The sequence below is a fragment of the Rhodococcus sp. Leaf278 genome, assembly GCF_001426085.1.
Classification (GTDB): Bacteria; Actinomycetota; Actinomycetes; order Mycobacteriales; family Mycobacteriaceae; genus Rhodococcoides.
The window spans coordinates 209,662-234,172 of the sequence record NZ_LMRR01000043.1 but is presented as its reverse complement, the minus strand read 5'-3'; the positions used below and the strand labels follow the sequence as shown (position 1 = coordinate 234,172).

21 protein-coding genes and 1 pseudogene are annotated in these 24,511 nt (G+C 61.9%); 17 read left to right on the top strand and 5 right to left on the bottom strand.

What is annotated here, in order from left to right; genetic code table 11:
- Nucleotides 1–31: 31 nt before the first annotated feature.
- A complete protein-coding gene (locus ASG84_RS24215) occupies nt 32–979 on the bottom strand; it encodes a helix-turn-helix domain-containing protein (RefSeq protein ID WP_156399688.1) in 948 nt (315 codons plus the stop codon).
- A gap of 10 nt (nt 980–989) precedes the next feature.
- Entirely contained in the window at nt 990–1,577 is a 588-nt protein-coding gene (locus ASG84_RS24210; RefSeq protein WP_057479496.1) for a TetR/AcrR family transcriptional regulator, read from the bottom strand.
- Nucleotides 1,578–1,911: 334 nt separating this feature from the next.
- Between ASG84_RS24210 and ASG84_RS24205 the strand changes: the two genes are divergently transcribed.
- From ASG84_RS24205 to ASG84_RS24125, 17 genes and pseudogenes are all read left to right on the top strand, one after another.
- Nucleotides 1,912–3,510, top strand: a complete 1,599-nt coding sequence (locus ASG84_RS24205; RefSeq protein WP_057479495.1) for an acyl-CoA carboxylase subunit beta — start codon at nt 1,912–1,914, stop codon at nt 3,508–3,510.
- Nucleotides 3,511–3,518: 8 nt separating this feature from the next.
- Nucleotides 3,519–5,522 carry an acetyl/propionyl/methylcrotonyl-CoA carboxylase subunit alpha gene (locus ASG84_RS24200; protein WP_057479494.1) on the top strand — a complete coding sequence of 668 codons (2,004 nt, stop codon included), beginning with the start codon at nt 3,519–3,521 and terminating at the stop codon, nt 5,520–5,522.
- Nucleotides 5,519–6,283, top strand: a complete 765-nt coding sequence (locus ASG84_RS24195; protein ID WP_057479493.1) for an enoyl-CoA hydratase/isomerase family protein — start codon at nt 5,519–5,521, stop codon at nt 6,281–6,283. The genes ASG84_RS24200 and ASG84_RS24195 overlap by 4 nt, the downstream gene beginning before the upstream one ends.
- Nucleotides 6,283–7,104: a TIGR03084 family metal-binding protein gene (locus tag ASG84_RS24190; RefSeq protein ID WP_057479492.1), complete on the top strand. Its 822-nt coding sequence runs from the start codon at nt 6,283–6,285 to the stop codon at nt 7,102–7,104. Before ASG84_RS24195 ends, ASG84_RS24190 begins: the two co-directional genes overlap by 1 nt.
- Nucleotides 7,101–8,882, top strand: coding sequence for an acyclic terpene utilization AtuA family protein (locus ASG84_RS24185; protein WP_057479491.1), 1,782 nt, complete (start codon nt 7,101–7,103; stop codon nt 8,880–8,882). The genes ASG84_RS24190 and ASG84_RS24185 overlap by 4 nt, the downstream gene beginning before the upstream one ends.
- Nucleotides 8,883–9,683 (top strand): enoyl-CoA hydratase/isomerase family protein, encoded by an 801-nt coding sequence (locus tag ASG84_RS24180; protein WP_057479490.1) that lies wholly within the window; start codon nt 8,883–8,885, stop codon nt 9,681–9,683.
- Nucleotides 9,680–10,834 carry an acyl-CoA dehydrogenase family protein gene (locus ASG84_RS24175; protein ID WP_057479489.1) on the top strand — a complete coding sequence of 385 codons (1,155 nt, stop codon included), beginning with the start codon at nt 9,680–9,682 and terminating at the stop codon, nt 10,832–10,834. The genes ASG84_RS24180 and ASG84_RS24175 overlap by 4 nt, the downstream gene beginning before the upstream one ends.
- Before the next feature lie 21 nt (nt 10,835–10,855).
- A complete protein-coding gene (locus tag ASG84_RS24170) occupies nt 10,856–12,517 on the top strand; it encodes a class I adenylate-forming enzyme family protein (RefSeq protein ID WP_057479488.1) in 1,662 nt (553 codons plus the stop codon).
- Nucleotides 12,518–12,531: 14 nt separating this feature from the next.
- A pseudogene (locus tag ASG84_RS27220) lies at nt 12,532–13,434 on the top strand (AMP-binding protein); the annotation flags it as partial.
- Nucleotides 13,417–13,653 (top strand): AMP-binding enzyme, encoded by a 237-nt coding sequence (locus ASG84_RS28415; protein WP_442971030.1) that lies wholly within the window; start codon nt 13,417–13,419, stop codon nt 13,651–13,653. The pseudogene ASG84_RS27220 and the gene ASG84_RS28415, both read left to right, overlap by 18 nt.
- A gap of 47 nt (nt 13,654–13,700) precedes the next feature.
- Nucleotides 13,701–14,531 carry an oxidoreductase gene (locus tag ASG84_RS24155; RefSeq protein ID WP_057479485.1) on the top strand — a complete coding sequence of 277 codons (831 nt, stop codon included), beginning with the start codon at nt 13,701–13,703 and terminating at the stop codon, nt 14,529–14,531.
- Between the two features lie 168 nt (nt 14,532–14,699).
- Nucleotides 14,700–15,251 carry a thioesterase family protein gene (locus ASG84_RS24150; protein ID WP_235581829.1) on the top strand — a complete coding sequence of 184 codons (552 nt, stop codon included), beginning with the start codon at nt 14,700–14,702 and terminating at the stop codon, nt 15,249–15,251.
- On the top strand, nt 15,248–16,738 hold the full coding sequence (locus tag ASG84_RS24145) for a flavin-containing monooxygenase (RefSeq protein ID WP_057479483.1): 1,491 nt from the start codon (nt 15,248–15,250) through the stop codon (nt 16,736–16,738). The genes ASG84_RS24150 and ASG84_RS24145 overlap by 4 nt, the downstream gene beginning before the upstream one ends.
- Nucleotides 16,735–17,604, top strand: a complete 870-nt coding sequence (locus ASG84_RS24140; RefSeq protein ID WP_057479482.1) for a short-chain dehydrogenase/reductase — start codon at nt 16,735–16,737, stop codon at nt 17,602–17,604. Before ASG84_RS24145 ends, ASG84_RS24140 begins: the two co-directional genes overlap by 4 nt.
- On the top strand, nt 17,601–19,382 hold the full coding sequence (locus tag ASG84_RS24135) for an alpha/beta fold hydrolase (protein WP_057479481.1): 1,782 nt from the start codon (nt 17,601–17,603) through the stop codon (nt 19,380–19,382). Before ASG84_RS24140 ends, ASG84_RS24135 begins: the two co-directional genes overlap by 4 nt.
- A complete protein-coding gene (locus ASG84_RS24130; RefSeq protein ID WP_057479480.1) occupies nt 19,379–20,200 on the top strand; it encodes an SDR family NAD(P)-dependent oxidoreductase in 822 nt (273 codons plus the stop codon). Before ASG84_RS24135 ends, ASG84_RS24130 begins: the two co-directional genes overlap by 4 nt.
- Nucleotides 20,201–20,209: 9 nt before the next feature.
- Nucleotides 20,210–21,367: a PucR family transcriptional regulator gene (locus ASG84_RS24125; RefSeq protein ID WP_057479479.1), complete on the top strand. Its 1,158-nt coding sequence runs from the start codon at nt 20,210–20,212 to the stop codon at nt 21,365–21,367.
- Between the two features lie 56 nt (nt 21,368–21,423).
- Here ASG84_RS24125 and ASG84_RS24120 read toward each other — a convergent pair whose 3' ends face one another.
- The 3 genes from ASG84_RS24120 to ASG84_RS24110 form a co-directional block, all read right to left on the bottom strand.
- Nucleotides 21,424–21,624, bottom strand: coding sequence for a hypothetical protein (locus ASG84_RS24120; protein ID WP_156399686.1), 201 nt, complete (start codon nt 21,622–21,624; stop codon nt 21,424–21,426).
- A 542-nt stretch (nt 21,625–22,166) separates the two neighbouring features.
- Nucleotides 22,167–22,994 carry an alpha/beta fold hydrolase gene (locus ASG84_RS24115; protein WP_057479477.1) on the bottom strand — a complete coding sequence of 276 codons (828 nt, stop codon included), beginning with the start codon at nt 22,992–22,994 and terminating at the stop codon, nt 22,167–22,169.
- A gap of 46 nt (nt 22,995–23,040) precedes the next feature.
- On the bottom strand, nt 23,041–24,486 hold the full coding sequence (locus ASG84_RS24110) for an aldehyde dehydrogenase family protein (protein WP_082521184.1): 1,446 nt from the start codon (nt 24,484–24,486) through the stop codon (nt 23,041–23,043).
- Nucleotides 24,487–24,511: the final 25 nt, after the last annotated feature.

Sequence of the window (24,511 nt, the reverse complement as noted above, 5' to 3'; positions counted from 1 at the left end):
CCTGCATCACGATGCGTTTGGAGCACGGTGCCTAGTTGTTGTCGGCCTGTGCCCCGTTGCGGATACTGCGTGGTGATTGCCCGAACTCGTCGCGAAAGAGTCGGCTCAGATGCGCCTGATCGGCCAGGCCCCACCTGGCCCCGATCGAGCCGATGGTATGTCGGTCGAGGAGTGGGTCGAGAAGGTCGCGACGTATGCGTAGCAACCGTTCTCGGCGAACGTAGGTGGATACCGTGAGGTTCGCGCGGGCGAACAGTCGGTGCAGGTGGCGCACCGAGATACCGTTCGCGTCGGCGATGGTCGACGGATCCAAGGTCTCGTCGGCGAGATGGCGACGGATCCAGAACTGCACGGTGTCGAGGAGCACCCCGGAGGGACGATCCGCGGTCGCGACATCACCGAGGACGACCGCAAGCATGTCGATCGCGAGGTTGGCCATGCGGATGGCGGAGTCCGTCGGTATCTCGTCAGTTCTGGTCATCAGCTGGTCGACGTGCTGGGAAAGTAGTGCAGCAGTGCCGTATTCGAGAGTGAGCGGACTCTTGTGAACGTCGTTGATTGCGTTCTCGACAAATTTCAGGCGAGACCTCGGGACCATGATGACGTCGGCACAGAATTCCTGCGGCAGGGTCAACGCGTACGGGACGTCGGTGTTGTACGCGGTCAGCGAGCCTGCGGCCGCACTTGTTCGGTGCTCGCCTTGGGCGATCCGATGGGACCCGCGGCGCTGGATCAGGACTTTGATCATGTCGGTCGGGGTGCGACGACACGCCAACGCTGTCCGATTGATGTTCTGCGGCATCGACGTCACCCGGGCGATCGAGAAATCATCGGTGTCGATAGCGTCGATTCTGCCGAAGAACCCCGTCGACGGAAGTGACTCCGCTGTCATCGGCAGGAAGGCCTTGGCGATAGCCGATCGCCATTCCTCGCCGTTGGTCACCGTCACTGTCGATGACTTCGCCTGGACCTCGCTCACATCGACCACATCACCACTCGGTCGCGAGGCAACTCTGCGCTATCGCCATCAGACTCGCAGCCTGTTCATCCGCTTGCAGGCCGCTGTCCAAGGTGACGCTCGACTGGATCGCACCGATGGCAGCGTGAACGAGGACGCGCGCGCGGGAATCGTCGAGTTCCGGCCGCATCTCGAGCAATGTGGCTATCCATTCCTCGTTGTATCGACGCTGCATCCGGCGGAGCCGCCTGCGGTCATCCTCCTGAAGTGAGTTGATTTCTTGCCGGTACAGCTGGACGTATCGACTGTTCTGCAGGCAGAAGTCGATCTGGGTCTCGACGAGATGCTTCATGGTCGATTCGGTGTCGGCGTGCACGGCAACGATACGATCCGCACTGGTGGAGAGCCTCGTCATCACATCTTCGAGGAGGGCAACCAGCACTGCGTACTTGCTCTCGAAGTGTCGGTAGATTCCCGAGCCGACGATCCCGGCGGTCTGCCCGATATCGGACATCGCAACCGAGTGAAAGCCGCGCGACGCAAACAACTCCACTGCCGCATCCAGAATCTTCGCGCTGCGTTCGGGGTCTCGCACACGTGCAGCCTGTGCTGTCGTCAACTGTCACCGCCTTCGAATCGTGGGCTAGTTATTCGCAATTTACTATCTCGAACGGTCTTGCGGCAACTCTAGGCCTGTTGACCCCGCGCTCCTGGCGACGAACTACATAACCGCTGCATGTCCGACCTGCGCTCGATAGCGCCCAGCTATGGATGTAGTTCGCGGGATGAGAATGAAGAATCACTAGAGGGGGGCAAAAGCGCGCCCAGCCCGGCGAAAGCGAGGTTGACACGGTCGCTGCAGCGGCGTTAGTTTATCGGTATTCACTAATGTGTAACCCACGACACACTCACTGAGACGGTGTCCGTGCTCCGAAGAAACGTAAGGCGGGAAAATGGCCGTATTGCAGGCTGCTGTCGACACGACCTCGTCGCAGTTCAAGACCAATCTCGATATCCAACGTGCTGCAGTCGCCGCGCTCGACGCCCAGCTGGAAACCGTCGTGGCCGGCGGGGGCGAGCGCTACGCCCAGCGTCACCGCGACCGCGGCAAGTTGCTCGCCCGTGAGCGCATCGAACTGCTACTGGACCGTGACGCTCCGTTCCTGGAATTGTCGGCACTTGCCGCGTGGGGAACGGAGTTCACGGTCGGTGCTGCCATTGTCACCGGTGTCGGTGTGGTCGAGGGCGTCGAGTGCATGATCATCGCGCACGACCCGACCGTGCGCGGCGGCGCGATGAACCCCTTCACGCTCAAGAAGAATCTGCGAGCACTCGAGATCGCCCGTACCAACCGACTTCCGGTGCTCTATCTGGTCGAAAGCGGCGGTGCCGATCTGCCGACTCAGTCGGAGCTGTTCGTGTTCGCAGGCAAAATCTTTCACGATCTCACCGAGCTGTCGTCGATGGGAATTCCCACCGTCGCACTCGTGTTCGGAAACGCCACGGCAGGTGGAGCATACGTACCGGGAATGTGCGATTACTCCGTGTTGGTCGACAAGGCCGCGAAGGTGTTCCTCGGTGGACCGCCACTGGTGAAGATGGCAACTGGTGAAGACGCCGACGGTGAGCAGCTCGGTGGTGCCGACATGCACTCACGCGTGTCCGGTGTCGCCGACTACTTCGCGATCGACGAGGTCGATTGCATCCGGATCGGTCGCGACATCGTCACGCACCTCAACTGGCGAAAGCACGGGCCCGGCCCGAGTTTGCCTGCCGACGAACCGATCTACGACTCCGAGGAGCTCTTGGGCATTGCGTCGGGCGACCAGCGCGTTCCGTTCGACCCTCGTGAGGTCATAGCGCGTGTGGTCGACGGGTCTCGTTTCTCGGAGTACAAGCCTCGCTACGGGACGTCCCTCGTGACGGGCTGGGCCAGTGTGCACGGATTTCCGGTCGGAATCCTGTCGAACGCCCGGGGTGTCCTGTTCAGCGAAGAGGCCAAGAAGGCAAGCGAATTCATCCAACTTGCCAATCAAACGGACACTCCGCTGATCTTCCTGCAGAACACCACAGGATTCATGGTGGGAACCCAGTACGAACAGGGTGGCATCATCAAGGACGGATCCAAGATGATCAACTCGGTCACCAACAGCAAGGTTCCGCACATCACGATCAACATGGGCGGGTCTTTCGGCGCCGGCAACTATGGAATGTCCGGCCGTGCGTACGACCCTCGATTCATGTTCACCTGGGCCAACGCCCGGCTAGCGGTGATGGGCGCTCAGCAGCTCGCGGGCGTGATGTCCATCGTCGGAAAGTCCGCAGCCGAGTCTGCAGGCCGCGCTTTCGACGCCGAGGGCGACGCCGAGCGGACGGCAGCGATCGAGAAGCAGATCGAGGACGAGTCGCATCCGTTCTTCGTCTCCGCCCGAATCTACGACGACGGCGTGATCGACCCTCGTGATACCCGCTCGGTTCTGGGCATCGCACTGTCCGCTGCCCATTCCGATCATGTCGCCGGCCAGCGTGGCTACGGCGTATTCAGGATGTGAGAGAAGCAATGTCGAAAATCAAGAAGATCCTTGTCGCCAACCGCGGGGAGATCGCTGCCCGGGTCATGCGCACCGCGCGCGAAATGGACATCGCCACCGTTGCCCTCTATTCGGATGCGGATCGAGATGCCCCTTACGTGCGGCTTGCCGACGAAGCGGTTCACCTCCCTGGGACCGCCCCCGCTGACACCTATCTCCGCGCGGATCTCGTACTGTCCGCAGCAGCGAAGACCAAAGCCGACGCTGTTCATCCGGGATACGGATTCCTCTCGGAAAACGAAGAGTTCGCCCGAGCGTGCGCCGCTGCCGGAGTCATCTTCATCGGACCGTCGCCGGATGCGATAGCTGCTATGGGTTCGAAGATCGAGGCCAAGAACATCATGTCCGCGGCAGGCGTTCCGGTGCTGCCGGGAATGGTCGTCGAGAACGAGGCCGACGAAGACCCTGCACGGCTCGCCGATGCCGCCACCGAGATCGGACTGCCCGTCCTCGTCAAGGCAGCGTACGGCGGCGGAGGCCGCGGCATGCGGATCGTCGCCACCGCCGACGAGCTCGTGGAGGCCGTGCGAAGTGCCAGAAGAGAGGCGCTCTCGGCCTTCGGCAACGGCACCGTGTTTCTCGAGAAGTTCGTCGAATCACCACGGCACATCGAAGTCCAGATTTTCGGCGACCGTCACGGAAACGTCGTTCACCTCGGTGAACGTGAATGCTCGATCCAGCGGCGCTATCAGAAGATCATCGAAGAATCGCCGTCCACGGCGGTGGACGACGAACTTCGCGCTTCGCTCGGCCAGGCCGCAACGTCGGCAGGCAAGGCGCTGAACTACGAAGGCGCAGGAACCGTCGAGTTCGTCATGGCACCGGACGGCGCGTTCTACTTCCTCGAAGTCAACACTCGTCTCCAGGTCGAGCATCCCGTCACCGAAATGGTCACCGGTACCGATTTGGTGCGAGGCCAGATTCTCGTGGCGGCCGGCCAACCCTTGCCCGACGAAATCCTGAATCCGACCTTCACCGGTCACGCCGTCGAGGTGAGGTTGTATGCCGAGGATGCCGCAGCCGGATTCATGCCGGTATCGGGCACTTTGGCAACATTCGAGATTCCGGAGTTCCCGGGGATCAGGGTCGACGCCGGATTCGAATCCGGTTCGCATATCAGCACGTTCTACGACCCGATGTTGGCAAAGATCATCGGCTACGGACGTGACCGCGACGACGCATGCGACCGTGTCGCACGTGCTCTCACCGAGTCGTCGGTGCACGGCGTCACGACGAACCGCGATTTGTTGATCGGAATCCTCAGAGAGGACGAGTTCCGTTCCGGTGCAACGGACACCGGATATCTCGAACGACATTCCGTCGCAGAGCTGACATCGGCGCAAACAGACGGAAGTATCGCGACTACTCATGCGATTGTCGCGGCTCTTGCAGCACTGACCGAACGACGCGAATCGACCAAGGTTCTGCCAGGACTGCCGTCCGGATTCAGGACGGTGCGCAGTGCTCCGCAGTCGTTGATACTCGATCACGACGGGACCGAGCTGGACGTTCGATACCGATTGCAGCACAACACTGTTCGAGCTTCAGTCGGTGACACTACGTTCGACAGTATCGAGGTTGTCACTCGATCCGCGGATTCGGTCGACGCCGTCATCGACGGAGTTCGGCGCCGTTACCGGGTCACTCGGGTGGGGCGTGCGCATTACGTACACAGCTCGCTCGGCAACTCCGAGTTCATCGAGGCCGAGCGATTCCCGGACCCGGCGGGCAGACAAGAAGCAGGCTCCCTGCTCGCACCGATGCCGGGAACAGTCGTCAGGGTGGCTGTAGGCGAGGGCGACAGCGTCACCACCGGTCAAGCGGTCATCGTGCTCGAAGCCATGAAGATGGAGCACACCATCAAGGCACCCGCGGACGGCACGGTCGGGGCACTGCCGGTCGTCGAAGGCCAACAGGTGGATGCGGGCACCGTGCTGGCCGTCATCACGAGCGAAGGCGAGGACGGACAATGACCGAGGAAGTGACCTACGAGGTCGTGCGCGGCGTTGCCTGGCTCACGATCAACCGGCCGGAGGCGCGAAACAGCCTGAACAAGGATGTCCGTGACGGCCTGTTCGATGGCATACACCGATTCAACGACGACAAGGCCGCACAGGTCCTGGTCCTGACCGGAACCGGAGAGAAAGCATTCTGCGCAGGTGGGGATCTGAAGGAGATGGCCGATAATCAATTGACCGTTCCTCCGGCGGATTTCGTTCCCCAGTTCGGTCGAAACATCACGGTCGACAAGCCAACCATGGCCTCCGTCAACGGCGCAGCCTTCGGCGGAGGGTTTCTCCTCGCGCAGACGTGTGATCTCGCTGTCGCGTCGAGCACGGCGACTTTCGCAGTGTCCGAGGTGAAGATCGGTCGGGGCTCGCCGTGGGCAGCGCCACTGTCCTGGATGATTCCACCTCGCATTGCCACCGAGATCGTCTTGACCGGGATCCCATTGTCTGCGCAGCGAGCCTACGAGGTGGGGCTGGTGAACAAGATCGCCGAGCCTGCCGAGTTACGTTCGGTCACACAAGCATTTGCCGAGCAGATCGCCTCGAATGCGCCACTGTCGGTCTCGGCGGGCAAGAAAACGATGCGATTGACCGCTGAGCACCCTCTCAGCGAAGCATTCGAGCGCGCCGAGAAGATCTGGGATCCGGTTTATCACAGTGCCGACGCGCAAGAGGGTATGAGGGCGTTCCGCGAGAAGCGGAAACCAGTCTGGACGGCACTCTGATGGCACTGGACTACCCGGCGCTGCTGGACGACCTACGAACCGAATCGTCGAACTTGATTGCGGTGCTCACCGGACTCGACGACTCGGAGTGGAATATCCCGACACCGTCACCGGGATGGTCGGTGCGCGACCAAATTTCACATCTCGCGTACTTCGACGACACGGCGAACGATGCGTTACTCGATCCGGATCGATTCCGCCGAGAAGCTGCAGAACTGACCAAGGATGGTCTGAATTTTCCCGACAGGATCGCCGAACGTTATCGTGCGACGACACCCATCGATCTGCTGTCCTGGTTCGAACGTTCTCGCGCAGCACTGCTTGCGACATTCGAGCACTCCGGTCCGCGCGACCGAGCCCCGTGGTACGGCCCCAGCATGAGCGCTGCGTCGTCGGCGACAGCCCGGTTGATGGAGACCTGGGCGCACGGCCAGGACATCTACGACGCACTCGATCGCGCCCACCCGACGAGCCCTGGTCTGCGGAGCATCGCCCATCTCGGGGTGAGCACGTTCGGCTTCGTGCACGTACTCAACCAGCTCGAAGTACCGGCAATCGCTGTGCGGGTGGAACTCTCGGCACCGGACTCCGACGAGATCTGGACGTGGGGACCGGAGGACGCAGTCGACCGCGTTGCCGGGCCCGCCGAGGACTTCGCTCTCGCGGTCACCCAACGTCGCCACCTCGACGACACCCGATTGACGGTCACCGGCCCTACAGCACAGTCGTGGATGTCCATTGCGCAGACGTTCGCGGGTGCACCGGGCCCGGGTCGAGCACCGTCGACATCCGTAACTCTGCACTCAGGAGGAACTAGATGAACCCTGAAACCGCCCAGAGGCGTCCTGTCCGTATCGGCAACGCATCCGGCTTTTACGGTGACCGCATCGCAGCTTTTCGCGAGATGGTCGACGGCGGCCCGATCGACGTGGTCACCGGGGACTACTTGGCCGAGTTGACGATGCTCATTCTGTGGAAAGCTCGCAAGAAAGACCCGGACTCGGGCTACGCGAAAACCTTTCTCACCCAGATGAAGCAAGTCCTGGCCGACTGCATCGACAAGAACATCAAGATCGTCGTCAATGCAGGTGGTCTCAACCCGTCCGGACTCGCCGAGAAGGTGCGTGAACTTGCCACCGAGCTCGACGTCGATGTCAAAGTCGCGCATGTCGAAGGCGACGACCTCCATCCTCGCCTGATCGGCTTGCAAGAAGCCGGCCACCCACTTCGACACTTGGACAGTGGAGTCGCCCTCGCCGATGCGGACGTAGAACCGGTCTCGGCGAACGTGTACCTCGGGGGATGGGGGATCGCGGCTGCCCTTCGGACTGGGGCCGACATCGTGATCTGCCCACGCGTCACCGACGCATCGCTCGTCGTGGGTGCCAGCGCCTGGTGGCACGGCTGGAAGCGGGACGACTTCGACGCACTGGCGGGCTCCGTTCTTGCCGGCCACATCATCGAATGTGGACCGCAGGTAACCGGCGGAAACTACTCGCAGATCAACGAAGTCGTGGATCGTCGTTACCCGGGTTTCCCGATCGCCGAGATCGCTCATGACGGAAGTTTTGTCATCACCAAGCACCCCGACACCGGCGGATTGGTGTCGGTCGGGACGGTGACCGCACAATTGCTGTACGAGGTCGACCACCCGCACTATCTGAACCCTGACGTCGTGGCGCACTTCGACACTGCTCGTGTAGAGCAGGAGGACGAGAACCGGGTGCTGGTGTCGAACGTCGTGGGAACTCCGCCGCCGACCTCCCTCAAGGTCGCGATGAACTATGTCGGTGGATTCCGCAACACCATGACCATGGTGCTCACCGGACTCGACATCGAGGAGAAGGCCGCATGGGCGACAGAAGAGTTGTTCGAGATCCTGGGCGGTCGAAAAGTATTCGATGAGGCGGACGTGCAACTACTGCGCTTCGACAGTATCGACCCGGCCACAGCTGCACAGGCGTCGGCGCATCTGCGAGTAACAGTGAAAGATCGCGACCGAAGCAAGGTCGACCGCGCCTTTTCCGGCGCCGTGATGGAGCTCGCGCTCGGCGGCTACGCCGGCTTTCACACCACGACCCCGCCGTCCTCGGCAACCGAATTCGGGGTGTACTGGCCGACGCTGATTCCGTCATCCGAAGTGGAACACGTGGTTGTGCATCACGACGGATCACGAGAAACAATTCCTCATACAGCCGGCGTCGCGGCGGCCAGGACGGAACCGGCGTCGGATGCACCGACGCACGACGACGGAAACCGACCTGTCACGCGGCGGCCGATCGGGCACGTCGTTGCGGCTCGTTCCGGCGACAAGGGCGGCAAAGCGAACGTCGGTGTCTGGACCGATTCCGACGAGCGATGGAGCTGGCTCCGTTCGCACCTGACAGTCGATCGATTTGTCGAACTGGTGCCCGAGGCAACGGGTCTGAATATTTCACGGTACGAGTTCGCCAATCTCAGAGCGCTCAATTTCGTGGTCGATCGTTTCCTCGGCGACGGGGTTGCGTCGTCGACGAGACCGGATGCACAAGCCAAAGGGCTCGGGGAATACCTACGGGCGCGGCATACCGAAGTGCCGGATGAACTGGTGGACGGATAGATGACCGGACTGACGACCTGGGACGTAGGCCGCGTGCGGGTGATGGCCTTCGACAATCAGGAGAAGATGAATGCGGTGTCGACTGCGACAGCCGCAGCCTTGGCGCGTGAGCTTTGCGAAGCGGCATCCGACCGCAGCGTAGGTTCGGTGGTGTTGACCGGCGTCGGTGCCAATTTCTCTGCGGGTGGGGACATTCAGTCCATTCTCGACACGATCGACAGCACCGACAGTTTTGCCGAGTCAGACTTGATGTCTGCATTTCACGATGCGCTCACCGAAATCTGGGACAGCCGATTGCCAGTGGTAGCGGCGGTGTCCGGAGTTGCCTACGGTGCGGCATTCAATGTGGCAATGGCATGCGATTTGGTGGTCTGCGCAGCCGATGTTCGGTTCTGCCAAGTATTCGTGCGCCGAGGAGTCATCCCCGATGCCGGCGCGGCGTATCTGCTACCGCGTCTGGTCGGTGCACGACGAGCCAAGGATTTGCTCCTACGTGCGCCAGTGGTCGATGCCGAGCGTGCGGTGGAGATCGGCTTGGTCAACGAGGTCGCCGAAGATGCATCGCGCGCACTTGCTCGAGCCGTCGAGTTGGCCGCCGAACTTGCGGAGTTCGACGATTTCGTGATCGCGATGACCAAGAAGTCCATCAACACTGCATCCGATCAGAGTTTGCGCGGTGCGCTCGCCCACGAATCGGCTCTGCAATCTGCGACTCTGCTTCGAAGCGGCGCGGCAGCGGGTTTCGAACAATTTCGAGTGCCACCGGGCGCCCGCACACACTCACACGAGGAGACGACATGAACTTCACCGAATCCGAAGAACACCGCGCAATCCGCGACGCCGTCGGCGCCATCACCGACAAATTCGGACCGGACTACTTCGCTGAGCGCGCTGCGGCCCACGAGCCGACCGACGAACTGTGGAAAGCTCTGGCCGACAGTGGATTCATCGGCATCAACCTGCCGGAGGAGTACGGCGGTGGCGGTGCAGGAATGACCGAGTTGGCACTGGTGTGCGAGGAAACCGCCGCTCACGGTTGTCCCTTGCTCCTGCTGCTCGTGTCGAGCGCGATCTCCGGTGAGTTGATTGCGAAGTACGGTACCGATGAACAGCGTCGAGAGTGGCTGCCGCGCATGGCTTCGGGCGAGACGAAGGTCGTCTTCGCGATCACCGAACCAGACGCGGGGTCGAACACTCAGAAGATGTCGACGACGGCCCGTCGCGACGGTGACGATTATGTTTTGAACGGCTCGAAGTACTACATCTCCGGCGTCGACGAGGCAGGCGCGATCGTCGTCGTTGCCCGCACAGGCAAGGACGAAACAACGGGCCGCGGGAAGCTGTCCTTGTTTCTCGTTCCCACCGACACCCCGGGTTTGGTCAAACACATCCTGCCGGTCGCAGCAAGCCTCCCTGAGAAACAGTTCACTCTTCACTTCGACAACGTCCGCCTCCCGGCCAGCAGTCTCCTCGGTGATGCCGACGAAGGTTTCCGTCAGGTATTCGACGGTCTGAACCCAGAACGCATCACCGGTGCCGCGGTCTGCGTCGGAATCGGTCGATTCGCAGTCGAGCGGGGAGCGGCATACGCACGTACTCGGTCGGTATGGGGAGCGCCCATCGGTGCGCACCAAGGCGTCGCACACCCACTGGCCAAAGCCAAGATCGAGGTCGACCTCGCGGCGATGGCGACCTCACGTGCAGCGTGGCTCTACGCAGAGGGCCAGCCGGCAGGCGAGGCGTCGAATGTCGCCAAGTACGCCGCCGCGGAGGCCGCCGTCGGTGCCGTGGAGACCGCCATCCAGACGCATGGAGGAAACGGGTTGAGTGTCGAGTACGGACTGCTTCCTCAGTGGAGTGTGGCGCGACTGTTGCGCATCGCTCCTGTCAGTCGCGAAATGATCTTGAACTACGTTGCCCAGCACAGCTTGTCGCTGCCCCGGTCCTACTAGAAACAACTACGGAGGAATCCGATGGCCATCAATGTGAGTGATCTCGTCGATCGTCGAGCAGACAACAGGTGGGACCGCACTGCGGTCGGAGACCTGCTCGAGCGAGTCACGTGGAGTACCCCGGACAAGACTGTCATCGTCGGGTGGGACGGTGCCTTTGCGCACCCGGAGAACGAGCGGTTGACGTACAAACAAGCCAACGACTCGGCCAATCGTTTCGCCAACGCGCTCCTGAGCAAAGGGCTCGTACGGGGTGACGTGGTGATGTTGTTGTGCGACAACTCGGTCGAAGCGTGGCTCACCAAGCTGGCGGTGGCCAAAGCCGGTCTGGTCTGCGCACCGGTCAATACGATGATGGCTCCTGATGTCCTCGGTCAGTTGGTCGAACTTGTCGAACCGAAATTTCTGGTCATCGACTCCGAACGGTGGGCAACCAATGCCGACATACTGGGATACCACGGGGTAGAGGCGGGCGTAACCATCACGATCGGGGGCGATGCAGTTCCTGGAAGTTCGTCTTTCTCGGAATTTTGTGCCGACAGTCCGGACACCGAGCCCCAGGTCGATATTCATGGTGACGACATCTGGCAAATTCTGTTCACCTCGGGCACGACCGCTGCGCCCAAGGGGGTCATGCTCTCTCATCACGCAACCCATTACGCGGGGATGAACTTCACCGCCGCGCTGACTCGTGGACTCCGCCACGAGTCGGACATCGTGCAGTGCAGCTTCCTGCCCCTGATCTACCATGTCGGCGATCATCTGTTCAACATTTCTGTGCTGCTCAACGGTGGCACGTTAGTCATCGGGCGCAAGCCCGATCCGGTTGCGACAGCCCGAGCCATCGACCGTGAGTCGGTCACCTGTCTGTGGGGAGGCTCGCCCGCCATGCTGGGAGTAGTGGCCGAAACCCTCGACGCAGAGCCCGATCTGGATGCATCGAGCCTCAAAGTCGCGGTCTACGGATGGGCCGCATTGCCGCCACGGACCTTTGCATCGTTGCGTGCGCGGTGCGGAGATTCGTTGCAGGCGCTCGCGATCTTCGGGCAAACCGAAAGCATTGCCTGTCACCGCTTCTGGCCGGACAGCTGGAGCGATCTCTACGAACGAACTGCACCGCGCGACAACTACGTCGGAGTGCCCAGCCCTATCCTCTCGTCGAAGATCGTCGACCCGCTCGGTGTGGAGATCACAAATACCGACGACGGTCCGGGTGAAGCCGTCTACCGGACACCCGCATTGTTTTCCGGTTACTACCGCAATGAGCAGGCCACAAGAGACGCCTTTGCAGGCGGCTGGTTCCACTCCGGCGACAGCTGCGTGATCGGCGAAAACGGCCAGCGCATCATGGTCGATCGGTACAAGGACATCGTCAAGACCGGCGGAGAGAACGTCTCGACGCTTCGAGTCGAAGCAGTTCTACTCGAGCATCCTGCGGTGGCTCGGGCGGCCGTCGTCGGACTTCCGCATGAGCAATGGGGTGAGGCGGTGACGGCGGTCGTGGTGACACGCGAGGGTGTCGTGGCCGACGCGTCGGACATCATCGACTTCGCACGCTCCCGTCTCGCCGGCTTCGAGACACCGAAGCGAGTCGAGTTCGTCGACTCCCTTCCCGACACCGTCGGCGGAAAGATCCTCAAATACAAGTTGCGACAGTCGCTCGCGGCTCTGTACACGACGTAGCGAAAAGCTCAGCGTTGACGTCACACAAGGACTCGTACTCCCAGGCGTTCCGACGCAGCCTCGACGACCCCGAGTCGTTCTGGCTGGAGGCCGCCGGGGCAATCGACTGGTACTCGGCTCCGACTCGGGCTCTCTCACAGAGTCATTCCTCTTCGGGGACATGGTTTCCCGATGCGTCCCTGAACACCTGCGTCAACGCGCTGGACCGACATGTGCACGCCGGTTTCGGGCACCGGACGGCCTTGATCTACGACTTGGCCATGGTTCCTGAAAAGAAACGGTACACATACGGGGACTTGCTCGACGAAGTGGCTGGATGTGCTGGGGTTCTGTCCGCTCGCGGCGTCCGCGCCGGTGACAGAGTGATCGTGTACATGCCGATGATTCCGGAAGCCGTGATCGCGATGCTGGCGTGCGCCCGGATCGGTGCCGTGCATTCGGTTGTGTTCGGCGGGTTTGCAGCAGCAGAACTCGCCAAACGCGTCGACGACGCGGAACCAGTGGCCCTGCTGACCGCACGCGGCGGCCTCGAACGGTCGCGCCACATCGAATACATGCCGATCGTGGCGGAGGCGTAGGCACTGTCCGAGCGCAGTCCCGCTACCGTCATCGTCAAGTGGCGGGACGGTCTCACCGCGAACCCGAGGACAACTGGCTCGACTGGGATAACGAGGTGTCACGGGCCGAACCAGCCGATCCGGTCGAGGTTCGAGCGACCGATCCGCTGTACACCCTCCATACCTCGGGCACGACGGACAAGCCCAAGGGCGTCGTCCGTGACAACGGGGGGGGGGCACGCCGTTGCGCTGGCGTGGTCCATGCGCAATATCTACGGGATCGGTCCGGGGAAAGTGATGTGGGCGGCGTCCGACGTCGGGTGGGTCGTCGGACATTCCTACATCGTCTACGCACCACTCAAAGGGCACCGCCCCAGTGCCTACGTAGTGCTGAAGTCGGACGCGACGATCGACACCGAGGTGCTCAGAGACGAGATCGTGCAGATGGTTCGAGACAAGATCGGTGCGGTGGCGGCGTTTCGCGATCTGACCGTCGTCGACGGGTTACCCAAGACCCGGTCGGGAAAAATTCTTCGAAAGGTCATGCGGCACATCACTGCGGGTGAGCGCAGCAACTAACCTCGACGATGTACTTCAGATCAAAGCTTTCTTCGAAGGGATCACGCATGTCGCAGGTATGGATCATCACTGGCAGCTCGCGCGGGCTGGGTCGCGCGATCGCGCAGGACGCTCTCGCGGCTGGTCACCAGGTTGTTGCCACTGCGCGCAGACCCGAACAGTTGCATGAACTCGTGCGGCAATACGGCGATGCCGTGCTGCCGCTTCCGTTGGATGTCACGGATGCAGATGCGGCGGCGTCTGTCGTCGAGAGTGCGGTGGAAAAGTTCGGCCGCGTCGACGTTGCGATCAACAACGCAGGTTACGGAGACGTGAGCTCTGTCGAAGACGTCGAACTGGACGACTTTCGTCGACAGATCGACACGAACTTCTACGGTGTCGTGTACATGTCCAAGGCAGTCATACCAAGGATGCGAAAGCAGGGTGGAGGGCACATCATTCAGATTTCGTCGATCGGTGGTCGAATCTCGGGCCCTGGTATGACTGCTTACCAGAGTGCGAAATGGGCCGTCAGTGGTTTCTCGTCCGGGTTGGCGCAAGAGGTAGCACCATTGGGAATCAAGGTCACGGTGCTCGAGCCCGGCGGCATGCGCACCGACTGGGCCGGATCGTCGATGACCATTCCTCCCGTCAGCGAACCGTACGAGGCCACGGTGGGTGCGATGGCCAAGGCGGTCCGAGATTCAGGGGGTACCGAACCGTCCGATCCGAAGAAGGTTGCCGAGCTCATCAGGACTGTTCTCGACTTGGAGAGTCCTCCTACACGACTGCTCGTCGGCGAAGACGCCATCGATTACGTAGGTGCGGCAGAAAAGGCACAGGCCGAGTCGGATCTGAAATGGCAGGACCTCACTCGGTCCGTCACCTTCGACAACTAGCGGCACTGTCTGGCTCGTTTTCTGGGGCGTACGCACGGCGCACCATCGGTTGTGCGCCGTGCACATCACGCTCCCCCCGATCATGTACAGCAGAGCCTGTCGTCGATGCAACGTTGCCCTGGAAGATGAATGCATTCGAGGCGACGAGGCTGGAGGCACTGCGTGTTGATGACCCTGCGGTGGTTGGTGGCGATGATTCCCCCGCTCCAATCGCAGCGAGCGACCAAGGTCGGCGACCCCGTCGACACCCCTTTTCGGGTGCTGCCTTCCGATCTCGATCTGCTGATGCACATGACCAACGGCCGCTATCTGTCGATTCTGGACGCTGCGCGTATTGCATATTGGACCCGCACAGGACTGTGGCGTCAGCTCCGAGCGAAACGCTGGCATCCCGTCGTCGTAGCGCAGACGATCAACTACCGGCGGTCGCTGACCCTGGGCGTTCGCTACCGCGTACGCACCACGATGCTTGGTTTCGATGAGCGCAACGCGTTCTTCGAGCACGAGTTTCGCGTGAACGCGACCGTGCATGCGAATGCTGTTGTGGCTGTGCGCTTGCTGGACCGAAACGGTGCATCGGTGACACCGAAAGACATCGTCGAACTCGACGCGAACTTCTCCCCTTCACGAGAACTTCCCGATTGGATCGAACCATGGTTGGAGTCGGTGAGGACGTCGCCTGGTGTGCAAACGGCAGAGCAGGAAGGAATACTGCTGTGATTCAATGTGATTCAGTCGATCGCGACCACCACGTTCTTGCGATCATCGGTTCGGGTTTCGCGGGCATCGGCGCAGCGATACGGCTGGCCGAGCATCACCGGGGAAGCGTGGTCATCTTCGAACGGGCCCACACCCTCGGGGGTGTGTGGCGGGACAATACCTACCCTGGCGCGGCGTGCGACGTGCAAAGTCTGCTCTATTCGTTCTCGTTCGCGCCCAGTGCCGATTGGCGACACACGTTCGCGCGCCAATCCGAAATCCGCGCCTACCTCGAACGAGTAGCGCGTGAGAACGGCTTGATGCCTCGTCTACGTACCGGATGCTCGGTGCGATCTGCCAAGTGGGACTCGATCGACCATCGCTGGGTTCTCGAGACCGAGGGCGGGACGTCCACTGCGGACCATGTCGTGCTGGCAACGGGTGCTCTCGCGGACCCGGCCATACCGCGCATCGATGGTCTCGAACAGTTCGACGGTCCTGTTTTTCATTCGTCTCGCTGGGATCATTCGGTGGATCTTTCTGGCAAACGGGTTGCCGTCGTCGGAACCGGTGCTTCGGCCATTCAATTCGTACCGCAGATTCAGCCCGTAGTAGGCGCGCTGGCGCTGTTTCAACGCACTGCTCCCTGGGTTATGCCGAGGGGTGACACGAGCATCCCGCGTCGCGCTCGCACCGCGATGCGCGTCATACCGGGACTGCAGCGTTTGCGCCGCACAGCAATCTACGCGGAGAGAGAAGCGAAGTTGGCGGCCTTCCGGCATCCCGCACTCATGGCTGTCGGTGAGCGGGAAGGGCGTGCTCACCTCGAGCATGCAGTCTCCGATCCAGTTCTGCGCGAAAGATTGTCGCCGGACTACCGCATGGGATGCAAGCGAATACTACTGTCCGACAACTACTATCCGGCGCTTGCTCAACCCAACGTCGAGGTACACACGTCAGGAATCGACCGAGTGACAGCCGAGGGCCTCGTCGACTCCGACGGCACCACTCACCCTGCGGACGTCGTGATCTTCGGCACCGGATTCGACACGAGTCGACTGCCGCTGACCGATGCAATCATCGGACCCGACGGTGCTTCGATGTCGGAGATGTGGGGCTCGAGTCCGGAAGCGTACATGGGAACATCCGTTGCTGGGTTTCCGAACATGTACTTGATGCACGGTCCGAACATCGGACTAGGCCACACCTCGGTGATCATGATGTTCGAGTCGCAGCTCCGTTACATCTCACGTGCTATGAAGTGGTGCCGCGACCAGGGCGCATCCACGGTCGAGCCGACCCCGGCAGCGCAGTTGGAATTCGCTCGTGTCGTCGATTCCCTGACCGACGGGACGGTGTGGACCAGTGGCGGATGTTCGAGTTGGTACCTCGATCCGACCGGGCGCAACAGCAACCTTTGGCCGGCGAGCATATTCGGGTATCGCCGCCGCGCGCAGTCGTTCGATCCTGCGCATCATCTGTCTCGAGTGGGAGGGGAATTACAATGACGCGTAGCACCTCCGTTACCGGGAAAGTCGCCATGATCACCGGGGGTGGCTCCGGAATCGGTGCCGCAACGGCGCACTCACTGGCGAATCGTGGAGCACACGTGGTGGTTCTGGACCGGAACCGAAGTGTCGAGACGACAGCCTCATCGCTTCCTCGAGTCTCCGGTGGTCGACATCGTGCGATTCAGGCGGATGTGACTGACAGCCGCTCACTCACCGAAGCGGTCGACGAGATCATCGACAGCTACGGATGTCTGGACATCGTGGTCGCCAATGCCGGTGTGGCCGAGGCAGGGACGGTGGCGACGAGTGAAATCGATACCCTCGCTCGTACCGTCGACATCAACCTCGTCGGTGTGATGAGAACGGTGCACGCCACGCTCACTCACGTCACCGAGCAACGCGGTTACTACCTACTGGTCTCCTCGGCTGCAGCCCTGAAGAACGTGCCGGGTGGTTCCGCCTACGCGGCGTCGAAAGCCGGTGTGGAAGCCTTCGGAGGCGCGCTGCGGCTCGAAGTCGCGCACAAGGGGATCGCGGTCGGAGTTGCGCACCCAGCGTGGATTCGGACACCGATGTTCGCCGCACAGAACGACATCGATGCCGTTCGTGAAGGAATCCAGAAGCTGCCGTGGCCGTTCAACGTGGTCACCGACGTCGACGAGTGCGCCGAGGCGTTCGTGTCGGGAATCGAGCACCGCAACCGCAAGATCTACGTACCAGCTGCACTTGCGGGCGTCGACAAGGTACGGGGACTGTTCACCGGCAGACTGTGGGACATCGCCGTCGGCCTCCGCGCGTCGTCGACTGTTCCCGCGCTCGAACGCGACGTGCTTGCGGCGCGGTCGAGCGGAGTCGAACAATGAGCGACAACGTGGTTCTACTGCACGGGCTCGCCGGCACGGAGAAAACGTGGACCCGGATCCGGGCACTGTTGGACGCCTCGACCGCCCTGTTGGTGCCCAATCTTCGGGGATCCACCACCATCGAGGACGACGCTTTGGACGTCGCCCGGCAGATGCGTGCGAATGGATTTTCCTCCGCAGTGGTCGTCGGCCACTCGCGCGGTGGGTTGGTCGCGACATCGGTGGCGGAGCAATTCCCCTCTCTGGTCGAGCGTGTGGTGCTCGTGTCGACGCCGCCTACGCGAGCAAGTCGGCTCACCGCGCGGAGTGGATCGGAGAGAATCCTCCGTGTTCCGGTTCTGGGCTCGGCCGTCTGGGCTGCGCTTCCCGAGGGTGTGCTCGAGGCGGGCCTGAAGACAGCTTTCGCGCCGACCCCGAGTGTGCCCGACTTCGCTGTCGCCGATCTCGTCGCCACAGGCCGTTCCCGCCTCCTCGCAAACGGCGACGCGATGGACGACTATCTCGACGAATCCGAGTTGTCGGTCCGTCTGTCGTCCCTGGGCTGCGAAGTCGACGTCGTGTACGGACTCGACGACAGGCGCGTGGATGCAGCAGCCATGGCGCTGTCGGCGCGCGGACAGCGTCGCCACGCTTTTCCGCTCGAACACGAGGGCCACGGTGCGCCGTGGACGTCCGCAGGCGCGGTCGCAGACGTCGTGCGAGGAGTTACTCGTGGGCGAGAGGCCGCTGTTTCGCAACGGCCGAGAAAACCGGTGCTGGAACCGCGTCGATGGACACCACCCGCAGCTCCTGCTCGAGCCAGGAGAGACACGAGCAGCACGCCCGTGGGGGCGATTCGACGTATCGAGCTCCCCGGCCGAGGTCCTGAAGACGTGCGGGTCGATTCTCGGGGTCGCATCGTCACCGGTCTGGAAGACGGCCGCATCCTGCGAGTCACGGTGACGGGCGACGTACCCGTCGTAGAGGAGATCGGTGATACCGGAGGTAGGCCTCTCGGAATCGCAGTGGTCGACGACTCGACATTGCTGATCTGCGACAGTGAGCGTGGTCTGCTGAGACTCGACTTGGATACCGGTCAGATCGAGAACTTGGTATCCGAAGTGGATGGGATTCGGCTCAACTTCGCGTCGAACGTGGTGGCTGCGGCGTCGGGGCGAATCTACTTCACCGCATCGACCCGTCGATTCGGCTTCGAGCACTACCTCGCGGATCTACTCGAGCACTCCGGCACTGGCCGATTGCTGGTCCGTGAAACGGACGGAACGGTGCGGACACTCGTCGACGGAATTCAGTTCGCAAACGGATTGACCGTCTCGGACGACGAAACCTGCATCACCGTATCGGAGACCGGCAGTTTTCGGCTCGCCCGATATCGCGTGGACACCGCCGGTCGCGTCTCACCTCTAGCGCCGTTGGTGGACAATCTTCCCGGATTTCCGGACAACCTGTCCGCCGATGGCAACGTGGTGTGGATTTCGCTTGCGTCTCCTCGAGTGCCTCTGTTCGACATTGCCGCCCGACTACCGGGCTTCTTCCGGAAATTGGCGTACTCGTTGCCGGAAAGCGTCCGTTCCGGAGGCTCGACCACCTGGGTCATGGCCGTCGACCGAAAGGGTGACCTCGTCCACGATCTGCAGAGCGCCTCGGCAGACTATGCCACCGTTACAAGCGTGGTTCGCGCCGGGAGCCATCTAGTTCTGGGCAGTATCACCGAATCGGCCCTCGCCGTGATCGAGCTGCCAGGGGCAGCCGCCGAATCCACAGGAGCGTCATCGTGACCTTGGCCGGAAAAGTCGTTGTCATCACCGGCGGTGCGGGTGGATTGGGTTCGGCATCCGCCGCTCTCTGCGCAGAGCGGGGCGCGGTCGTCGTTCTGCTCGATCGCGACGAGGAAGCATTGGTGCGAGCCGCAGAGTCCATTCGGGGTCGCGTCCGGACCTACGTTCTCGATGTCACCGAGGCCGGTGCCTGTACACGGGTGATCGACGACATCGTCGCCGAGTACGGACGAGTAGACATCGTGTGGGCCAACGCAGGAGTGTCGGTGTTCGGACCCGTGGATCTCCTCCCGCACGGCGCGTGGAAGCGTGTATTGGACGTCAACCTCGTCGGAGCACACAACATCGTGCGCTCGTCACTGCCTGCGCTGCTTCGATCTCGAGGTTATGTCGCGATGACGTGCTCCTGGGCTTCGTTCGCCCATCAACCGGGGCACAGCGCTTATGCGGCCGCGAAGGCAGGACTCGAAGCGTTCGCGAACTCGCTGCGGCTCGAACTCGCCGGAACTGGTGTCGATGTCGGCTCTCTTCACCCTGGCTGGATCGATACCACCATGGTGACCGGAAAATTGCAGGGCCAACCGGCATTCGCTGCCTTGCTCGACGCGCTCCCCGGACCCTTCGGTTCCGTAGCTACTACTGCTGGCATCACCCCCCACCTGGTCGACGCGCTCGATCGGCGTGCAGCCCGCATGATCTATCCTCGCGTGGGATGGGCGCTGCTGTTCACTCGATCAGCACTTCAGACATCGCTGTTCACACGGCGCAGCCGAGCCGTCGCACCCGAGATTCGGCGACTGAGCGGCCTCGAAGAGTAGAAAGTACCGATGACGCAGGCAGAGGGCGATCGTGTTCGCGACCGAGAACGTGACACCGCCGCCCGTATCGCGGCCCTCGTGGAACCCGGTGATATCGAGATCGACGCAATAGCGGCCGATCTGACCGAGCTCTATCGGACTTCCATCCCGGTGTACGACCTCGTTGCCAGGGACGAGATAGAACGAAACACGCGTGCAGTTCTCGACATTGTTCTCCGTCAGGTACTCGGTGGCGACGCGCCAACGGTAGACCCGGCCGAACTGACCGAACTCGTGCGCAGGTGGTCGGTTCAGCAAATTCCACTCGAACTCGTGGCCCACAGCATTCAAGTGGGGGCGCGCAGGTTGTCGACGATAATTCGTGCCCGCGCCGAACTGCAGGGAATTTCGTCCGACGTCGTAGACGACGTTCAGGACATGATGTGGCATTGGGCGACGTCGTATTCTGCAGTCGTCAACGCAGTGATGCAGGAAAATGCGGTGTCGCTCGCGGCGCACCGAAGTTCCTTCATGCGCCGACTGCTGGATGGGGTCCACACACCCGCTGCGCTTCCGGCACTTCTCGCCGAACACAGGATCGTCGCCGACCATCGATATTACGTCGCATGCGCCGACTTCGACGATCCTCGAGTCACCTCCGATGTGGTTGCGACGCTACGACTTCGCGCCGCGACGAGAGAAATTCCTGTCTTCGACGCGGTCGTGGACTCGTATTTCGTTGCGCTACTTCCCATGAAGCCCGACATTCCCGATGTCGAGGCTGTGATCGCGGTCGGCTCCGCCGAATTGCCCTCCGATGCGGCGGCCTCGTATCAGCAGGCGCGACGCACACTCGACGTTGCGACTCGATTCGGACGGATGGGCATCGTGAATCTCGCTCACCTCGGTGCCCTTCCGCTTCTTTGCATCGACGACGGCTTCATGGCGACGCTCGCGGACATACATCTCGCCCCGCTCCGAGAGCGTGGTGATGCAGGGCGAGAAATCATCGAGACAGTAGCGCAGTTCCTACACCACAACCGCCGGGTCGATGAAACGGCTGCCGCACTCTTCCTGCATCGCAACACAGTTCGCAACCGGGTGTCCAAGTTCACCGCGCTCACGGGTCTCGACCTCGATATCACTGACGATCTTGTTCTCACGTGGTGGCTGCTAGGCAGACGTTGACAGGGATGTTCATTGCGCCGCAGATCGCTATCCACGAACCGCTCGCCCCTACGCTCTCACTGTTTCGACGCAGCTTCCTTCCCCGATCGAAATCGAATTACGTAGATCGCTGGGTGTAGTTCCGGAACGAGCGCGTCGACGACCATGAGCTGTCCTTCGGTGGCCGCGTCGGGGACCTCGGGAGTCCGTTCCGATTCGTGTCCGGCTGCGGTAACGCCTTCCTTGGGAGCCTCTCGGCGTCCCACCGCGCTACGCATTGCTGACAGCAGCAGTGTTGTGAGTATGCGGCCAGTTTCAGCGCGCTCGTCGTCACGAGTCGGTCACCACTGGCGATCGTCGGGTCCAGTGCAGATCGGCACGGATTGTTAGGTACCTGTATATGCACGACTGTTGTCATGAAGAACTGCGGATCCATCAGAACCCAACCCGCCGGACTCGAAATGCCCGCGGGGCAGGGCAGTGGCGACACTGCTCGCGAGCGTGTGTCGGTTTGTTCGGCAGAACGGAATATGTACTGTGCCGCACGATTGGCAGGTGTCGGAGTCCAAAACGTAATGCGAGTGTTTCCTTGAACGGGCCCCGCGAACGGGAGGGACACTCGGGGTGAGACGAGGTTTACCAGTGACAGGTGCCTATGCCTGCGGTCGTCCTTGATGCCCTCGATCACCACACTCTCTCCAACCAGGTCCTACAGTAAATTCTGTTCGGACACTGGCAAATTCGGCTGTCGCGAATTCGACATCGGCACTCCTGGAACGGAGTGCCGGGGCGGCGGTGTGGAAAGGCGGCCGTACGAGTCTCAGCGGTCGAGGAACGTGTTGATCGCCGAGGCGACCTGACCCGGATCGACAAGGTTCGCGAAGTGGGCTTGTCCCGTCAAAACGTGTTTCGATACGTCGCGGAGCCTGGATTCCAAGTAGGCAGAAGCACCGACGAGATGCTTCGGACTATGTTCGCCCACGAGAAGCAGAGTCCTGGTTGTCGATTCGCCGTACTCCGGCATGACCGACGCGCTTGCATCGATCTGTTCCAACTCGCGGGTCCAGGTGGGTGCCAGCTCGAGAAACTGCCCCCACAACGGTGTCGCGGCAATGGCTTCCGTCTCGGCCGCGGGTGCTCGAATGAAGTGCTCCATGGCAATTCGCATCGCCGCATCGTTGTCGGATGCTGCGATCGCTGCTGCATACGGGGTGAGATGTTCACCCGCGACCGGACCGTCCACGGGGAGTGGCGGCTCGTACAACACCAGGGATGCCACCTGCGAACCCAGTCGAACGGCTTCGAGGGTGCATACTGCGCCGTAGGAGTGACCGACCAGGGTCGGTACGTTCCCGGTCGACTCGGCCGCCAGGGCGAGGACCGCCGCGATGTCGGCGGCCTCGGTCCCGAGTGTGTACTTCGGTGCATCGCCGCTCCGACCACGACCTCGGCGATCGAGAACGAAGACCCGGTGGTAGATGGCGAGTTGTGACGCTACCTGCATCCACGACTCCGCCGTGGAGATGCTGCCGTGCACAATCACGACAGGCGAACCGGAACCGAGGCAACGCACCCCGAGCGATGTTCCGTCGGCCGACGTGATCATCTCGGTGGTGATTTCCTTTAGTGGTGAATCAGGCTGTGACATAGACACACTCCTCTCATCGAGGCTGGAAGATATTGCGTAGCGCCCGTCACTTGAGCAGGCGAATCGAGTGCTCGTCGACGTACTCGCGCATTCCCGCTTCACCGAACTCGCGACCGATGCCGCTCTGCTTCACTCCGCCGAACGGCATCCGCAGATCCAGTGACTCGAAGGCATGAGTATTGATGAACGTGCTGCCGGCTTCGATTCGACGCGCAATGGCCAGACCGCGATCGGGATCGGTGGTCCACACCGAGGAGCCGAGCCCATACTCGGAGTCGTTCGCCCACTCGACAACCTGGTTTTCGTCGTCGTACGCGATCAACGGGATCACCGGTCCGAACTGCTCGCAGCTGCTCACCGGAGCGGAGTGTTCCACGTCGCGGACCACGTGAGGAAGAATGTAGTAACCGTCGGATGCAGAATCGAGCTTACGTCCGAGCTGCACGATCTTTGCAGACGAATTCTTCGTCTCTTCGATGAGTGCGTTCACCGAGTCGTACTGAGTCTTGTTGTTCATCGGCCCGAAGCTGGCACCTTCGTCGAGGCCGTGGCCGACGGAGTAATGGTCCACACGCTCGCAGAAGGCGTCGGCAAATGTGCCGTACAAGGCGCGTGGAACGTAGATTCGCTTGACGGCGAAGCAGATCTGGCCCGAGCGAGTGAACACACCCTTGAGCATCCGATCCAGGGCGGCATCGATGTCGACATCGTCGAGCACGATGGCCGGGTCGTTGCCGCCGAGTTCGAGGGTCAGGTTCTTGATGGTCCCCGCAGCTGCCGCCATCACCCGGCCTGCAGTAGCCGTACCCCCGGTGAATCCGATCTTGCGAACGAGCGGATGTGAGGTGAGGGCCTGTCCCACATCGGCATTGCCGTGAACGACGTTGATGACGCCGGCAGGGAGGGTTTGGGCCATGCGATGCAATGCCACGGTCAGTGCGGCCGGCGCAAAAGGCGACGGCTTGATGACGATCGTGTTGCCTGTGGCCAGCGCGGGAGCCAGCTTCATCATGGTCAGCACCACGGGCATGTTCCACGGAACGACGGCACCGACGACGCCGCGGGGCACCCGCTCGACACTGATGAAGCTTTCGGCGTCGTCGAACTGGACCGGATCGAAGAATCCGTCGACGAGGCTGGCGGTGTGTTGCATGACGCCGGTCCCGAGGCCGAAGTCGGTCTGGGCTTCCCACAGCATTCCTCCGTGCTCGCGCACGAGCTGTGCTGCGAGATCGGAACCGCTCCCCGCCAACGCATCCGCAGCCGCGAGCATCAGGCGTGCGCGTTCCGCCGGGTCTACGTCGCGCCAGGACAGATATGCGCGGTGCGCGGCCTTCACTGCGCGATCCACATCGTCGGGCGTGCCGACGGCGACGCGGGCGGCTACGTCACTCAACCTGCCCGGATCCACGACGTCGTCGTACCGATCGGAATCGGTCAACTCGTTGTCGATGAGATGGCCGACAGTGAGCAGGTCGTTCATGGTGGTCATGTGCGTTTCTCCTGGTTGTGTGCGA